This is a genomic window from Campylobacter fetus subsp. fetus, assembly GCF_900475935.1.
GTDB classification, from domain to species: Bacteria; Campylobacterota; Campylobacteria; order Campylobacterales; family Campylobacteraceae; genus Campylobacter; species Campylobacter fetus.
Map to the genome: position 1 here is coordinate 922255 of NZ_LS483431.1, position 14348 is coordinate 936602.

The 14348-nt window shown below is 32.0% G+C and carries 14 protein-coding genes; 1 reads left to right on the forward strand and 13 read right to left on the reverse strand.

Annotated features, from left to right (window positions below):
• Positions 1 to 12 precede the first annotated feature (12 nt).
• The 4 genes from DQN38_RS04555 to mltG all read right to left on the reverse strand — a co-directional run bounded on the left by DQN38_RS04555 (position 13) and on the right by mltG (position 3763).
• Complete coding sequence (locus DQN38_RS04555; protein WP_065843933.1) at positions 13 to 879, reverse strand: fumarylacetoacetate hydrolase family protein; 867 nt, start codon at positions 877 to 879, stop codon at positions 13 to 15.
• Positions 880 to 2043, reverse strand: a complete 1164-nt coding sequence (locus tag DQN38_RS04560) for an aspartate aminotransferase family protein (RefSeq protein WP_065843934.1) — start codon at positions 2041 to 2043, stop codon at positions 880 to 882.
• A gap of 2 nt (positions 2044 to 2045) precedes the next feature.
• Positions 2046 to 2669: a trimeric intracellular cation channel family protein gene (locus tag DQN38_RS04565; protein ID WP_010399559.1), complete on the reverse strand. Its 624-nt coding sequence runs from the start codon at positions 2667 to 2669 to the stop codon at positions 2046 to 2048.
• Positions 2670 to 2767: 98 nt separating this feature from the next.
• Entirely contained in the window at positions 2768 to 3763 is a 996-nt protein-coding gene (mltG, locus tag DQN38_RS04570) for an endolytic transglycosylase MltG (RefSeq protein ID WP_011732004.1), read from the reverse strand.
• On the opposite strand from mltG, the gene DQN38_RS04575 reads away from it, so the two are divergent.
• A complete protein-coding gene (locus DQN38_RS04575) occupies positions 3660 to 6191 on the forward strand; it encodes a YhdP family protein (RefSeq protein WP_081303761.1) in 2532 nt (843 codons plus the stop codon). The genes mltG and DQN38_RS04575 overlap by 104 nt on opposite strands.
• Positions 6192 to 6196: 5 nt before the next feature.
• On the opposite strand, the gene DQN38_RS04580 is transcribed toward DQN38_RS04575, so the two are convergent.
• Genes DQN38_RS04580 through DQN38_RS04620 form a run of 9 tightly spaced genes read right to left on the reverse strand, consistent with a single transcriptional unit; the run spans position 6197 to position 14347 of the window.
• Positions 6197 to 6538: a hydrogenase maturation nickel metallochaperone HypA/HybF gene (locus tag DQN38_RS04580; RefSeq protein ID WP_002849461.1), complete on the reverse strand. Its 342-nt coding sequence runs from the start codon at positions 6536 to 6538 to the stop codon at positions 6197 to 6199.
• Between the two features lie 13 nt (positions 6539 to 6551).
• Positions 6552 to 7544 carry a hydrogenase expression/formation protein HypE gene (hypE, locus tag DQN38_RS04585; RefSeq protein WP_024305511.1) on the reverse strand — a complete coding sequence of 331 codons (993 nt, stop codon included), beginning with the start codon at positions 7542 to 7544 and terminating at the stop codon, positions 6552 to 6554.
• A 1-nt stretch (position 7545) separates the two neighbouring features.
• Positions 7546 to 8634, reverse strand: a complete 1089-nt coding sequence (gene hypD, locus DQN38_RS04590) for a hydrogenase formation protein HypD (protein WP_065843935.1) — start codon at positions 8632 to 8634, stop codon at positions 7546 to 7548.
• Positions 8634 to 8912, reverse strand: coding sequence for a HypC/HybG/HupF family hydrogenase formation chaperone (locus tag DQN38_RS04595; protein ID WP_065843936.1), 279 nt, complete (start codon positions 8910 to 8912; stop codon positions 8634 to 8636). The genes hypD and DQN38_RS04595 overlap by 1 nt, the downstream gene beginning before the upstream one ends.
• Complete coding sequence (gene hypB, locus DQN38_RS04600; protein ID WP_111738194.1) at positions 8912 to 9700, reverse strand: hydrogenase nickel incorporation protein HypB; 789 nt, start codon at positions 9698 to 9700, stop codon at positions 8912 to 8914. The genes DQN38_RS04595 and hypB overlap by 1 nt, the downstream gene beginning before the upstream one ends.
• A 23-nt stretch (positions 9701 to 9723) precedes the next feature.
• Positions 9724 to 10146 carry a nickel-responsive transcriptional regulator NikR gene (gene nikR / locus DQN38_RS04605; protein ID WP_011732006.1) on the reverse strand — a complete coding sequence of 141 codons (423 nt, stop codon included), beginning with the start codon at positions 10144 to 10146 and terminating at the stop codon, positions 9724 to 9726.
• A gap of 13 nt (positions 10147 to 10159) precedes the next feature.
• Positions 10160 to 12385: a carbamoyltransferase HypF gene (gene hypF, locus DQN38_RS04610; protein ID WP_038453448.1), complete on the reverse strand. Its 2226-nt coding sequence runs from the start codon at positions 12383 to 12385 to the stop codon at positions 10160 to 10162.
• Positions 12372 to 13811: a hypothetical protein gene (locus DQN38_RS04615; protein ID WP_065843937.1), complete on the reverse strand. Its 1440-nt coding sequence runs from the start codon at positions 13809 to 13811 to the stop codon at positions 12372 to 12374. The genes hypF and DQN38_RS04615 overlap by 14 nt, the downstream gene beginning before the upstream one ends.
• Positions 13808 to 14347 (reverse strand): HyaD/HybD family hydrogenase maturation endopeptidase, encoded by a 540-nt coding sequence (locus DQN38_RS04620; RefSeq protein WP_002849469.1) that lies wholly within the window; start codon positions 14345 to 14347, stop codon positions 13808 to 13810. Before DQN38_RS04620 ends, DQN38_RS04615 begins: the two co-directional genes overlap by 4 nt.
• Position 14348 lies beyond the last annotated feature (1 nt).

The following is a 14348-nucleotide window of genomic DNA, read 5'->3' on the forward strand; positions in this document are numbered from 1 at the left end:
TTATTTTACACTCTATTTTACAATATTAGTTAAAGTTCCGATACCTTCTATATAACATTCAACCACATCTTGAGTCTTTAAGTATTTTGGCGGAGTAAATCCCATACCTACACCGCTCGGAGTGCCTAAAGATATTATGCTGCCGGCTTTTATCGTCATTCCTTTACTAAGATCGCTTAAAACATAATTTATATCAAATATCATTTTATTAGTATTTGAACTTTGACGAAGTTCTCCATTTATACGAGATTCTATTTTCAAATTTGCAACATCTAAATCAGTCACTATCCAAGGACCCATAAGAGTTGCCCCATCAAGACTTTTGCCATAGTACCATTGCTTATATCTATTTTGTATATCTCTTGAACTGATATCGTTTAAAATAGTATAACCAAATATATATTTATTTACTTCATCCGGACTTATGTTTTTAGCGTCTTTGCCGACTATGGCTGCTAATTCAACTTCATAATCAAGAGTACTGGTTATATCGTTATGGGACTCTATAAAACCGCCGTCTCCTACTATCTCGTTTGCTCTTTTTGAAAAATAAACCGGATACTCTCTTTTTCCATCAAACTCAATTTTTTTAAATTTATAAGACTCGACAGCATGCTCCATAAAATTTATACCAAGACAGATTATATCTTGCAAAGGAAAAATTATAGGAGATCTTTTTACCGTATTTTCATATTTTATACCGCCTATTTCATGACTTAAACTCTCTAATCTTGTTTTTTCATCATTATTTAAAGTAAGAATGAGTTCATTCATATCTTTTTTATATATATTTGCTTTAGATATATCTATTACGCTGCCATCGGCACCTAATACTGCTAAGATATCTTTACCGTTTAAATTATGTGTTAAAAGCTTCATTTATCTTTCCAAATTTAGTTCGTTTAAGGCATTTTTTAATCTTTTAAAACCTTTTTTTATCTCTTTTTTACTGATATTTAAAGGCGGTAAAAACCTCAATGTATCTTTACCGGATTTTAGCACAAGAACCCTTTTTTCTAAGGCTTTATTTAACACTGATGCTAAATTTTCAGGATTTTTTAATATAAGTCCTTGCATAAGACCTAGTCCTACTCTGCTTCTAAAAACATCGCTATAGTTGCTAACAAGCTCATCTAAATTATTTTTGAACTCTTTTATGGCTTCGTCTAATTTTCCGCTTTTTTTAAGTTTTTTCATCTCTTTTAAAACGGTGATCCCGGCGCTCATCGCTAAAAAATTTCCACCAAACGTACTTCCATGATCTCCGGCTTTAAAAATATCTTTTTTACTAGCGCACGCTCCTATACTAACGCCGCCTCCAAGACCTTTTGCAAAAGTTATGATATCTGGAGTTACGCCATAAATTTGACTAGTTACAAACTCACCAGTTCTATATACTCCGCATTGAACTTCATCTGTGATAAATAGTATATTTCGCTCTTTTAAAATTTGAGCTAATTTTTGTATTTCGGCTATATTTAGAGGATTTATACCGCCCTCGCCTTGCACAAGCTCGACCATAACAGCAACTGTTTTATCATTAAGATTTTCTATAATTTCATCTATAGTATTAAAAAATTTAAAAGCATCTGGATACGGAGCGAAATCCTTTGAATGAAATTTTTCTTGTCCGGTAAGCTTGAGCGTAGCAATTGTTCTGCCGTGAAATGAGTTGCCAAGAGTTATGATTTCGTATTTCTTCTCTTCAAATGAATTTCCGTACTTTCTAGCTAATTTTATAGCACACTCGTTTGCTTCAGCTCCGGAATTTGCAAAAAATAGATAGTACGGCTCTCCAAGTAGATCGCACATCTTATCAGCAAGCTTTTCTTGAGGTTTTATTTTATATATATTTGAAGTATGCAGAAGTGTTTTTGCTTGATTTTTTATAGTTTTTGCTAATTTTTTATTACTATGACCAAGCGAACATACCCCAATACCACTTCCAAAATCTACATAATCTTTTCCGTCAAGACTCCATAAAATAGCGCCCTTACCTTTTTTAAATCCTAAATCAACTCTAGCATAATTTCCCATCAACATAACTACTCCTTATAATAAATTTGCGGCAAATTCCATTTTCTGTAGTAAGCACAGAGTCTAAAAATAACACCTAAGGCGAACAGAGCCATTATCCAATATATATTAGTAAGACCGTATAAACTCATAAAATAATAGATCAAGCCTATGCTCATGCTAATAGTTCCATAAAGCCCGGTTTTTAAAAACCAAGGAACTTCATTTAAAAGTACGTCTCTTAAAATACCACCGCCAACACCGTTGCAAAAAGCCACCATAACAACGCCAAATACGTTTAGTCCATACTCGAGCGAAACTATAGCTCCAACTATAGAAAAGCTTATCACATCAACGGCGTCGGTCATTATAAATATAAATTTTTTCTCAAGATCGTTTCTATTTTCGCGGTGAAATTTAAGAAATATAGCTATAAACATCACTCCTATCACAATTAAAACCGGCATATGGTGCGTAAATGAATAAGCCGGACGTCCAACTATAACATCTCTCATAAGTCCGCCGCCTAGAGCCGTTAAAAACGCTGCGAGAAATACGCCAAGCCAGTCACAGCCTCTTTTTATACCAAACAAAAATCCGCTCAAAGCAGCAGAGGCTATACCTATATACTCTGCTAATAAAAAAGCTTCCATCTGCCTACTTTTTAATTTATTTTAAATTTTTGATTATATTCAAATTTAAATAAAATCAGTATTAATAAATACTCAATTAAAAAGACGAAACCGAGATATTATTTTGCCTTTTTAATCTCATTTACATGATTTTCATAGCTCTTAGAAAACGTATGTTTTCCGGTTTTTGGATTTCTTACAAAATATAAAAAATCAGTTTTTCTAGGAAAAATTGCCGCTTTTATAGCATCTAAAGATACGTTACAAACAGCAGTTAGCGGCAATCCGCTATGAATATACGTATTATACCTAGTATTATCTTTTCTAATACGTTCCGCAGTTACTTTTTCATGCGAATATAATCCATAATTTAACGTACCGTCCATCTGCAACTTCATACCTTTTTTGAGTCTGTTATAAATGACTGAAGAGACGATAGGCATCTCTTCTGCATCGGCAGCCTCTTTTTGTATTACAGAAGCTATAATAAGAAAATTAAACCATTTTTTTTCATCCCACTCGCCAAATATTTTATTGCTTATATGCTCATGATAACGTTTTGATGAATTTATCAAATAATAAATTAGATGTTTTTCGCTTATACCTACTGGAATTTTATAAGTATCTGGAACAAGGTAACCCTCTTTGATGGGGGATTGTTTATTATACTCATGAGTTAAACGATTGTAATCTAAATTTAATTCATTTGCGATATCTTTTAAAAAATACAAAGTTGTCTCACCGGGAATCAGGGTTATATCTACCATAGCGGCTTTTGCGGTTGTTAATTTATACAAAAAATCAAATTTGCTAAGTCTATTTTGACCTATTTCTATCCAGCCAGACTGCGGAAATCCCATAAAAACTAAAATATATTTATCAAATTTATTAACATTAAAATTGCGCTTATCTAAATACGATATAATTTCGCCAACGCTTCCATTAGGAAGATACACAACCTTACTAGTATCAATAGGTCTAGCGAGCGTTGCAAACAGACTTAGGAAAAGTATGAGCGCTATTTCACAAATTATTAAAAAAGCTCGTTTTTTTTTAATATTTTCAATAACCATTATAATTGCCTTAATTTTAACTTTAATAAATGGTATTCGCATAGATAGCTTCGACTCCGAACTACTGCGAATAGAAAAATTATATATAAAATTAGATAAAAAACTAATTGTAAATATAAAAAATATTGAAATTTATAACAAAAAAAGCGAACAATCTAGCAGCAAAGAGCTTTTAGATATCGCAGATAACGCAATCTGGCTAGGCAGACTTTTTAAAGAGATAAATATAGAAAATATCTCTTATCAAGATATAAATTCAACATTATTATATAAAGACAATATATTTTATGTCAATACGCCTTATCTTACCATAAATACCCAAATAGAAAATAAAAATAAAGTATTAATAGCAAATGTAAGCGAACTGTCGCTTAAAGATTTCAATATAACGATAAATGGAAATTTAGTAGCAGATTTATATGACAACAGATACTATTTTGGCGGTAAATTCAGATCATATGAGTTATCTGGAGATATAGGTTTAAATCTAAAAAATAATATATTGGATTATAATATTTCAAATGTAAATGCAAATAGTATCGAAAAATTTATAGATAATCTAGCTGAAAAAACAGATCTTCACACAGAGATCAAAAACTGGATTTATGGATATATCATAGCAAAAGAATATACTTTATATTCGCTGCACGGAAAACTAAACTTAAAAAATTTTGATTTTTATCCAAATGAACTATACGCCAAAGCAGTTGCGAAAGATTTATCCATTAAATTTCATGAAAATATAACCCCCGTAAAGTCTAATTTAGCATATGCGGAGCTAAAAAATGATAGTCTGTTTTTTCATCTTGAAAAACCGACATACATGGAAAAACCGCTAGATGGAAGTTCTGTCGTGATAAGAAATATAATAGGAAAAAACTCGAATATGAGTGTAAATATAACGACAAATTCATTTTTAGATAATGATATACACGCTATTTTAAAAGCATATGGCATAGATTTTCCTGTTTCTCAAAAAAGCGGAAATCTAGATAGCAACTTAACTCTCGATATAGTTTTTGATCCGTTTTCCATCTCAAGCAACGGCGAGTTTATGCTAAAAGATGCAAATATAGATATCGGAGGAGCTGATTTTTATACTAAATATGCAAATATATATTTAAAAAACAACGTAATTAAATTTAAAAACTCAAATTTGATGAATAATATATTTGACGCAAACGTAGACGGAGAGCTTGATGCAAATTTAAAAAAAGCTAAATTTGATGCTAAATTTAACAAATTATGTATAAATGAGTGTAGAATTTTTGCGGCTTCAGATATAAACGATACTATAAATTTGGATTATAATAAAGATCTAAATATAACAGCCGACAAACTAAATTTATCTATAAATATAGCAAAAAATAACCAAATAAAGGTTAAAAATTTAAAAGAACTAAAACAGTATTCGCCGCTTATGGAGAAATTAAGTATTATGGATGGCGATCTGCTTATACAAACTCCTGATTTTTCTAAATTTGATGTTGATTTTAGTAGTGCAAAGTTTGATTTACCGTTTTTAAATTTACAAAACAACCCATACGACGAAGATCATTTTAAAATTTTAATAAATAAAAATATAGATGTAATAAGCAAAAGTGATTATTTGAAAATGAGTATAACAGACTCGGATATAAATTTAAATTTAAATAATCTAAAATTATTAGTTGATGCAAATTCATCCAAAAAAGAGTATGAAAAAAACCTGAATTTCGCCGCAAAAAACTCTTCAATTATAATAATGGATTTAAATAGAACTCTAAATTTTATTAAATTTAGCGGAAATATAAACAATAACGAACTAAATTTCGACGGATTATTCGATAACGGAGAAGTAAAACTAAACAAGCAAAAAAATAGTGTAAAAATAGAAGGCGATGGCTTAGACGCTTCTTTTGTCAATGATTTTTTAGGATTAGACGGATTTAAAGACGGAAATTTCACTGTTAGATTAAACGGAGAAGGCTTTACTAAATTTAAAAGCGAAATAAAAGTAAGTAATACTTATTTAAGCAATTATAAGTTCTACCAACAATTTTTGAGCTTTCTTGACTCTATCCCTTCATTACTGATATTTAAAGTTCCTGATTTCAACGACAAAGGATTTACTGTAAATAACGGAATTATGTTAGTTCAAAGAGATGATAATTTGCTCACCATAAAAGCTATCGATCTTAGCGGAAGTAGTGCTGATATAACCGGAAACGGTACAATAGATCTAAAAACAAAAGATATTAATATGACTTTTCAGTTAAAACTACTAAAAGACGCTAGCTCTATCATAAGCAAAATTCCAGTCGTCAGTCATATATTTCTTGGGAAAGACAAAACCATATCAACGGTTATAAAAGTACGAGGAACGCTTGACGAGCCTAAATTTGAGACTCAAGTGGTAACTGATATCATAAAAACACCATATAATATTATAAAAAATACTCTTGAACTACCTTTTATACTATTTCAATAATCGCCCTACTCCATTTCAAGACGCATAAGATACATATCTTCTCCAGATATAACTTCAAGATTGTTTGAGCCGCATTTTGAACATACAAAATTATTATCCAGCAAAATACTCTCAAAACCGCACTCCAAACATCTTACAACCACATCTTGCGTATTTATAATAAGTTTTGCCGAGCTGCAAATAGTATTAACTTTAAAAGCGTCAAATGCACTCTCTAAATAGTGAGGTTCGACACCGCTTAACCTGCCTACTTGGATCTCTACTTTCATGATTTTTTGCGCATTGTTTTTCATAGCATTTGTCTCACAAAGCTTAAATAAATCTTGAACTATAGCTAACTCATGCATAAAATTATCCTTTTTAACAAATTCTAGGTAACAATTCGCCTTTTGGGGGCTCTAAATATCTATTTCCGCCATAACTATTTTCTAGCAAAACTCCAGCTCTTTTATCACTTACAACTTCACCTATGATGTTTGCATTTTTATCATATTTTCTTAATACCTCTAAGGCTTTTTGCTCATCTTTAGGATCTACTGCCAAAACGAATGTTCCTTCATTTGCTAGCTCATACGCTTCAAATCCCAGTAACTCACAAATACCGACGACTTCATCGCTTAAAGCTATTTTTTCTTCATAAATTTTAATTTCATAATTTTTAAAATTAGCCCATTCGTTTAAAACAGCCGACAATCCTCCTCTTGTCGCGTCGCGCATACAAAAAGGTTTTATGCCTGAGTTTAAAAGCTCTAAAACAACACTTTTTAGTACTTTGCAATCGCTTTCTAACTCGCTTGTAAGAGCTAACTCCTCTCTGCTAGCTAGTATAACCGCCCCATGTCTTCCTATGTCTCCGCTTAAAAGTATCTTAGCGCAAACCTCTAAATTTTTTACTTCTATTTGATCTGTTATAATTTCGCCGATCCCCGTCGTATTTATAAATATCTTATCACAACTCCCTTTAGGAACTACTTTTGTATCGCCGCACACTATGCTCACGCCCGCTTCATCGGCAGTTTTCTTTATAGAGTTCAAGATATCTTTTAACTCATCCAAGCCAAATCCCTCTTCAAGTATAAGAGAACAGCTTAGGTATTTTGCGCTAGCACCTACCATAGCTAAGTCATTTACTGTGCCGCAAACTGCTATTTTACCGATATCTCCACCTTTAAATTTTATAGGAGTTACCACAAAACTATCCGTGCTAAAAGCCACTTTATTATTTAAATTTAAAATAGCACTATCATTGCTGTCTTTTAAAATATCATTATTAAAAATTTTGAAAATAAGCCCGTTTATAAGCTCATTCATCTCTTCTCCGCCGCCACCATGACTTAACATTATCTTATCCATATCAAGCCCTTTTAGCATATTTATAGTATGCTGCGCATGCTCCTTCGCCACTAACCATACAGCTACCTATTGGATTTTGAGGATTGCAAACTTTACCAAAAACTTTGCAATCATAAGGTTTAGCTCGCCCTCTAAGTATCTCGCCGCATATACAGGCTCTATTTTCACCCGCACTATCAACACTGCAATCAAAAACAACTCTAGCATCTAAATTTGAAAACTCATCTTTAAGTTTCATTCCGCTTTTATTTATATTGCCGAGTCCTCTCCACTCAAAATCACATGGCTCAAAATATCTATTTATCAACTCTTTAGCTTTTAAATTTCCATCTTTGCTAACAACTCTTGCATATTGATTATATACTTCATACGTGCCTGCATTTTGTTGTTTTACCAAATTTAATATACTATCCATAATATCAAGCGGCTCAAATCCGCTAACAGCGATAGGCGTTTTAAACTCATTAGCTAAACTCTCATAAATAGCGCTTCCTGTTATAATGCTTACATGGCTTGGTCCTAAAAATGCGTCTATTTTTACATTTTCATCGCTCATTATGGCTCTTACTGGAGTAGGAACAGTTACGTGATTTATATGAAAAAATATATTTTGCAAATTTAAATTTATAGCTTTTTCCACTAAAACAGCGCTCATAGGAGTGGTTGTTTCAAATCCGATAGCAAAAAATATAACGTTTTTATCAGTATTTTCCTGAGCTATTTTAATAGCATCAAGCGGAGAATACAACGCTCTTATATCGTGTCCTTCACCTCTTAGTTTTAAAAGCGAACTTTTACTTCCCGGAACTCTTAACATATCTGCTAAAGTGCAGAATATCACGCCATTCATACTAGCTAATTTTATAGCTTCATCTATCCTACTTTTAGGCATTACGCACACGGGACAGCCTGGACCATGAACAAAATTTATATGCTCTCCTACTAACTGAGGAATTGCGAATTTCATTATGCTATGAGTATGACCACCGCAAATTTCCATTATATTAAATGGTTTTTTACTCTGTTTTTGTATAAGTTTGCTAATAGCTAAAATTTTATCTTTATCTCTAAAATCGTTTATTAAATCCATTAAGCCCTACTTTGCAATCCCATATCGCCCTCATAAAGGTCTATTTCTTCATCTTTCATCTGACGCACGATATCTTCATATATTTTTAAACTCTCAAGCGCATATTTGGTATCTATCTTTTCCATAGCAAATCCTACATGTATAAGAACATAATCCCCTATATTTACAGGTTCGTTTATAAGATCCAAACTAACACCGCGCTTAACTCCAAGAGTCTCTACTATGGCAAAATTATTTTCATCGATTTGCACTACTTTTGAAGGTATGCTTAGACACATTATCTAAATTCCTTTTTCATCTTAATATAATTTATCCATTGCTCAATTCCAGCGCCTGTTCTGCTATCTACTTCTATGATATCAACTTTTGGATTTAGCTTTCTAGCATCTTTTTTTACCTCACCGATATCAAAGTCAAAATGTTCTAAAAGCCCTATTTTTGTTATTATAAGAACATCTGCGGCTCTAAACATCACCGGATATTTTGTTACTTTATCGCCGCCTTCAGGAACACTTAATAAAACTGTATTTATATGAGCTCCGACATCATAACTAGCCGGACAAACTAAATTTCCAACATTTTCTATAAATACAAGATCAAGCTCGCTTAAAGGTAGATGATGAAGACCTTCATGAACCATAAAAGCATCCAAATGACAAGTCTGACCGGTTGTTATCTGATGAGCTTTTGCTCCAGCTTTTAGTATTCTATTGGCGTCTTGATTAGTTTCTAGATCACCCTCAACAACACCGATTTTAAAATCACCGTTTTTTATAGTTGCCTCTAGAAGAGTTGTTTTTCCTGCTCCTGGACTACTCATTAAATTTATACAAAGTATTCCATGTTCATCAAGGTGAGATCTATTATGCTCTGCTTCGTGATCATTTTCTTTTAAAATTTTTTCTATAACTTCAACTGTTTTTTTCTCATTTAAAGCTGGATGGGCGTGGTGATCATGAGTATGTTCACCTATATGCTCATGTGAATGAGTATGAGTGAGACCATTATGAGTATGTTCGTGTGAATGAGCATGGTTTCCCATACTACAACCGCAATCTTTACACATATTTTTCCTTTTAAATTTATTTATTAATATTTAGGTACCGCTGCTTTAACAAGTTTTGCGAATTTTACGCCTTTTAGTCCTGAGATATTATTACTAAACTCTTCAATATCTCTAGCAATACCTTTTAAAACCATAGTTTCAAGGCAGTTATGATGGTCCATATGGATATGATTAGTGCAGACTATATTTACCATAGAATCATGTTCTATAGCCATTTTTCTACCCATAAGTTCTCCTTGATGATGATCATAAATGATGGTAAGAACACCTACTAAATCCTCATTATCATTAAGCCAACTATACTTAACGATTTTCTCTCTGATCAAATCTCTTGTGAATTCGCTCCTACTAGCATAGTTGCGATCTTTGATCATATCATCTAGTTCATCTAACAGATGCTCGGGTAGAGACACGCTAAACCTAATTATTTTATCTTCTTGTTCCATCTTTTACCCTTTTTTATGTTTTTAAATTATTTGCATTATAACCCAAAAATTTTAAACCAAAATAAATCTGCCCCATAGCTATACTAGAATCATTAACAGGCTCATCTTTTGGCAGATAAAAAAATATACTATTTTTATTTAAATTTAGAATTACGCGTTTTAGCAGAGCTTCATTTTGAAAAACTCCGCCTCCAAGCACAACTGGCTTTTTATAAAGCTCGGCTAATTCTAAAATAAGATTAGCTATACCATTTATAAATCCAGTCGCCGCAACACTAGGAGAGTCGCTTAAAGCTCGTAAAAATGGCTCTTTATAGCTGATAATTCCATCATTTATACAAAAATCATATGAAATATCAATAGTATCATCATATAAACTTTCTAACTCCATAGCCGCTTGCGCATCATAGCTAACCTTATTTATACCTAAAACTAAACATGCAAATGCATCAAAAATTCTTCCAAGAGAGCTAGTTTTAATTATATTTATACCACTTTTCATAACTTTATCTAAATTTAAAAGCTGATTTTGTTCAAATTTGGAGTAAAATTTAGGAGCATCTATATTATATTTACACAAAATAGAATAAGTTAAATAGTATATATTTTTGATAGCATTATCTCCACCTATAAGATCAAAATCATCAAATTTAGCTACTCTTTCATAGTTTTTAGTATCACAAATAAAAACCTCGCCGCCCCAAATATGAGAATCATCACCATAACCCGTACCATCAAAACCAAATCCCAAAACGCTGTCCGTGATATCGTTTTCTAACATAACGCAAAGAATGTGGGCGTAATGATGTTGCACTTTATGCACGGTAAAACCCTGCTTCGCAAAATGCTTAGTATGTAAAAAATACGGATGTTTATCTGCGATTACAAACTCAAATTTAAACTCATAAGTATGCACAAACATATCAAGCACCATCAAAAATCTGTCAAAAGTAGCTTTATTTTTTAAATCGCCTATATAAGCAGAACTAAATATCAATCCGTCTTTATAAATAGCAAATTGATTTTTCAACTCACTTCCTATAGCCAAAAAACACCCTTTTTTATCAAATTTAGAGTGTATTATCTTTGGTTTTATACCTCTTGAAGTGCGTAACCAAGCAAGATATGACTGATATACAAAAGCTATACTATCATCGCTCGGATTTAGAATGTCTCGATCATTATCAAGTGCGCCATCGCAAACTTTTATAAGCTTTTTGGAAATACTTTCAAAATCAATTATTATCGGCTCACCGCTTATATTTGCACTAGTTGCGATAATAGGAAAATCAATATATTCAAAAAGCAGCAAGTGAAGCGATGTCGGAGGTAGAAATATGCCGATTTTTTTTAAATTCAAAGCTAGATTTGCAGGCAAAATTTCTTTACTTTTAAGTAAAATAATAGGTTTTATATTTGAGGTAAGAGCATCTTTTTCAAACTCATTTATATACGCCACTAAAGAAGCCATTTGTATATCTTTACACATAATGGCAAATGGTTTATCAGGGCGATTTTTACGTTCTCTTAGACTACTTATAGCTTTTTGATTTGTAGCGTCACAAACCAAATGAAATCCGCCGATACCTTTTATAGCTATAATCTTACCGCTTTTTAACTCATTTGCGCACAGTCTTATCGCTTCTTCATCATTAGCTAAAACGATACCATCAAGATTCTTAAAACTAACTTTTGGACCACAAGTTTTGCATGAGATAGGCTGAGCATGATAACGACGATTATACGGATTGCTATACTCGTTTTTACACTCATCACACATCGCAAAACTACTCATAGTCGTATTTTTACGATCATATGGTAAAGATTTTATGATAGAAAATCTAGGACCGCAATTCGTACAATTAATAAATGGATGATGAAAACGCCTATCATCTTTATCATAAAATTCGCGTTTACACTCATCGCATATAGCAAAATCAGGTAAAATAGGAGCTGTTTTTAGGGCTTGTTTAGACTCTATAATCTTAAAATCATCAAATTTAAAACTGCACCCAGTTACTTTAAAATCATCGATTCTCGCGAGTGGAGGAAGCTCATCAAAAATAGCCTTACAAAACTTATCGCAAGCCTCATCATCTGCATAAATTTGAATTTTAACTCCCTGGGAATCATTAAAAACTCTACCAAAAATACCAAATTTTTTAGCAAGATAGTAGATAAACGGGCGAAATCCTACACCTTGAACCAGCCCATAAATTTCAATTTTAAGTGATTTCAAGTGGATAGTATCCGCTAAAACAAGTTTTATAGTTTGAGTTTGAGTATTTTAACGTAAGATTTGCAATAACTTTATTTTCAAAAAGTGAGCCGGTTAATAGCATATTTGCACACTCAAATTCATCTTTTATGATATCTCCAAAATCACTTAAGAAAAGCGCTAAGCTTTCAAAGCAACCAAATGATATATTTTTAGGCTCAGCTCCAGCTAATTTAAAACTCATAGCAGATCTTATAAGTCTTATCCAATCAAACTCATCTTTGCTTGACATTTTATAATCAATCCTAACTCCCTTTTGACCGCCAAAATCCCTGGCGTAGTCGAAAATCATACCGTTAAAACCCAGAATTTTATCTACAATCATAAAAATTGAGTAAAAATTATTAGCTAAATTTATATCTCCTGATGGTAAAGAGTAGCTAGCTTTATAATTATCTAAAAGCCTTTCACCGCCTTCAAATGAAGCAATTTTCGCATAAATTTCATCAAAACTTTCCGGAGCTTTTAAATTTAAAAGATTAAACTCATCTTCGCCTTTATAAACCTTGATAAAATCAGTACTATGTTTGCTTAAAAATATTCTGCAAACACTTTTATTTAAAAGATCATACTCTTTTAACACAAGCCCAAATAAAGCTAAGTTTTTATCGGTTCTTGAATGTATAAAATCAAGGTCGCCTTGTTGCAAAAACTTACTATTTTTAAGTACTAAAAAACTATCATCAAGCACTGAAATTTTAAAATCGTCTTTGGTAGATTTTACTTTTAAAAAGTTAATTCCTTGCTTGTTTAAAATATCGCAAATTTTATAAATATTCAGATCCCACGCCGAACGAAGATCAAAATACATAGGCGCATCTTTGTGATTTGTTCTAAAAAGAGCATTTAATTTTAAACTTACGACTGGTTTTTCAAAACTGGCTAAAGCTATCAAAGATTTTTCATCGCAAACAAAAACTTTTGGGGCTGTTTTTAATCCGGTAGATAGCAGATAGCTACAATCAAAATTATCAAATTTAGATATCTCATATCCATCATAAATGAAGCTTTTTCCGGCATTTATCTCAGAGATAGCCTCATTTATAAGACTCTCATCGCTACTAAAACCAAACTCATTTATACCGTCTTTTAAACTAAGCGGAGTAATATTTTCTAATGAAAAATCAAACTTTAAATCACTATTTTTAGGCATTTCATCTTCTATTTTTACAGAACTATTTTGCAAAAATACAGAGTGAGGAACCATAATTATAAACTCATCATTAAATTTGCTAAGAGATTGTTCATCACCATTTATATATAAATTTATATCATCATTTTTAAATGTTATAGAATAATCCAAACCACTTTTTTTAGCCCAATACTCAAGAAAAAAAGCTAAAGTTTTTTGATTATTATTAAATTTAAACTCAAAATGAAGTATCAAAATTGCTCCTTTTTCCATTCATCTGCAATAGTTTGAACGGTAAAATCCGCAACTTTTTCATAATCAAATCCAAGCTCTTTTAAATGTTTTAAAATAACTTTTTCCATAGTGCATGAGCTAGCTTTTACCTCGTTGCTAAGCTCAAAACTCATAGGTTCTATCCTTTTTGGGATAACGCCGAGTATCTTAGTTTGCGGTCTATCACCTATCAAATCCATCATTTCTAGCGTCTGAAGCATCTCTACTTCGTGAGCAGAACCGGACCAGTTTATACTTTTTGGCATATCATCAAAATCAAAAAAATACACATCTCCGATATCACCGTTATCGGCATCAATGCAATCAACAACAATAACATAATCATATTTTGCGATAATCGGACTTAGAAGATTTGCTAAAGTTCCTCCATCTACAAAGTCTAGGCTATGTTTAGAAGAACTAAATTTGAAGTTTTTTTCTATCATTTTTGTAAAATGAACGCCGATACCCTCATCGGCGAACATTACATTACCAATACCTAAAATAAGCACACGCATA

Coding starts and splice junctions, on each gene's coding strand:
- DQN38_RS04555 (WP_065843933.1), bottom strand. CDS start 879: ATGAAGCTTTTAACACATAATTTAAACGGTAAAGATATCTTAGCAGTA.
- DQN38_RS04560 (WP_065843934.1), bottom strand. CDS start 2,043: ATGTTGATGGGAAATTATGCTAGAGTTGATTTAGGATTTAAAAAAGGT.
- DQN38_RS04565 (WP_010399559.1), bottom strand. CDS start 2,669: ATGGAAGCTTTTTTATTAGCAGAGTATATAGGTATAGCCTCTGCTGCT.
- DQN38_RS04575 (WP_081303761.1), top strand. CDS start 3,660: ATGAGCGCTATTTCACAAATTATTAAAAAAGCTCGTTTTTTTTTAATA.
- mltG (WP_011732004.1), bottom strand. CDS start 3,763: ATGCGAATACCATTTATTAAAGTTAAAATTAAGGCAATTATAATGGTT.
- DQN38_RS04580 (WP_002849461.1), bottom strand. CDS start 6,538: ATGCATGAGTTAGCTATAGTTCAAGATTTATTTAAGCTTTGTGAGACA.
- hypE (WP_024305511.1), bottom strand. CDS start 7,544: ATGGATAAGATAATGTTAAGTCATGGTGGCGGCGGAGAAGAGATGAAT.
- hypD (WP_065843935.1), bottom strand. CDS start 8,634: ATGGATTTAATAAACGATTTTAGAGATAAAGATAAAATTTTAGCTATT.
- DQN38_RS04595 (WP_065843936.1), bottom strand. CDS start 8,912: ATGTGTCTAAGCATACCTTCAAAAGTAGTGCAAATCGATGAAAATAAT.
- hypB (WP_111738194.1), bottom strand. CDS start 9,700: ATGTGTAAAGATTGCGGTTGTAGTATGGGAAACCATGCTCATTCACAC.
- nikR (WP_011732006.1), bottom strand. CDS start 10,146: ATGGAACAAGAAGATAAAATAATTAGGTTTAGCGTGTCTCTACCCGAG.
- DQN38_RS04620 (WP_002849469.1), bottom strand. CDS start 14,347: ATGCGTGTGCTTATTTTAGGTATTGGTAATGTAATGTTCGCCGATGAG.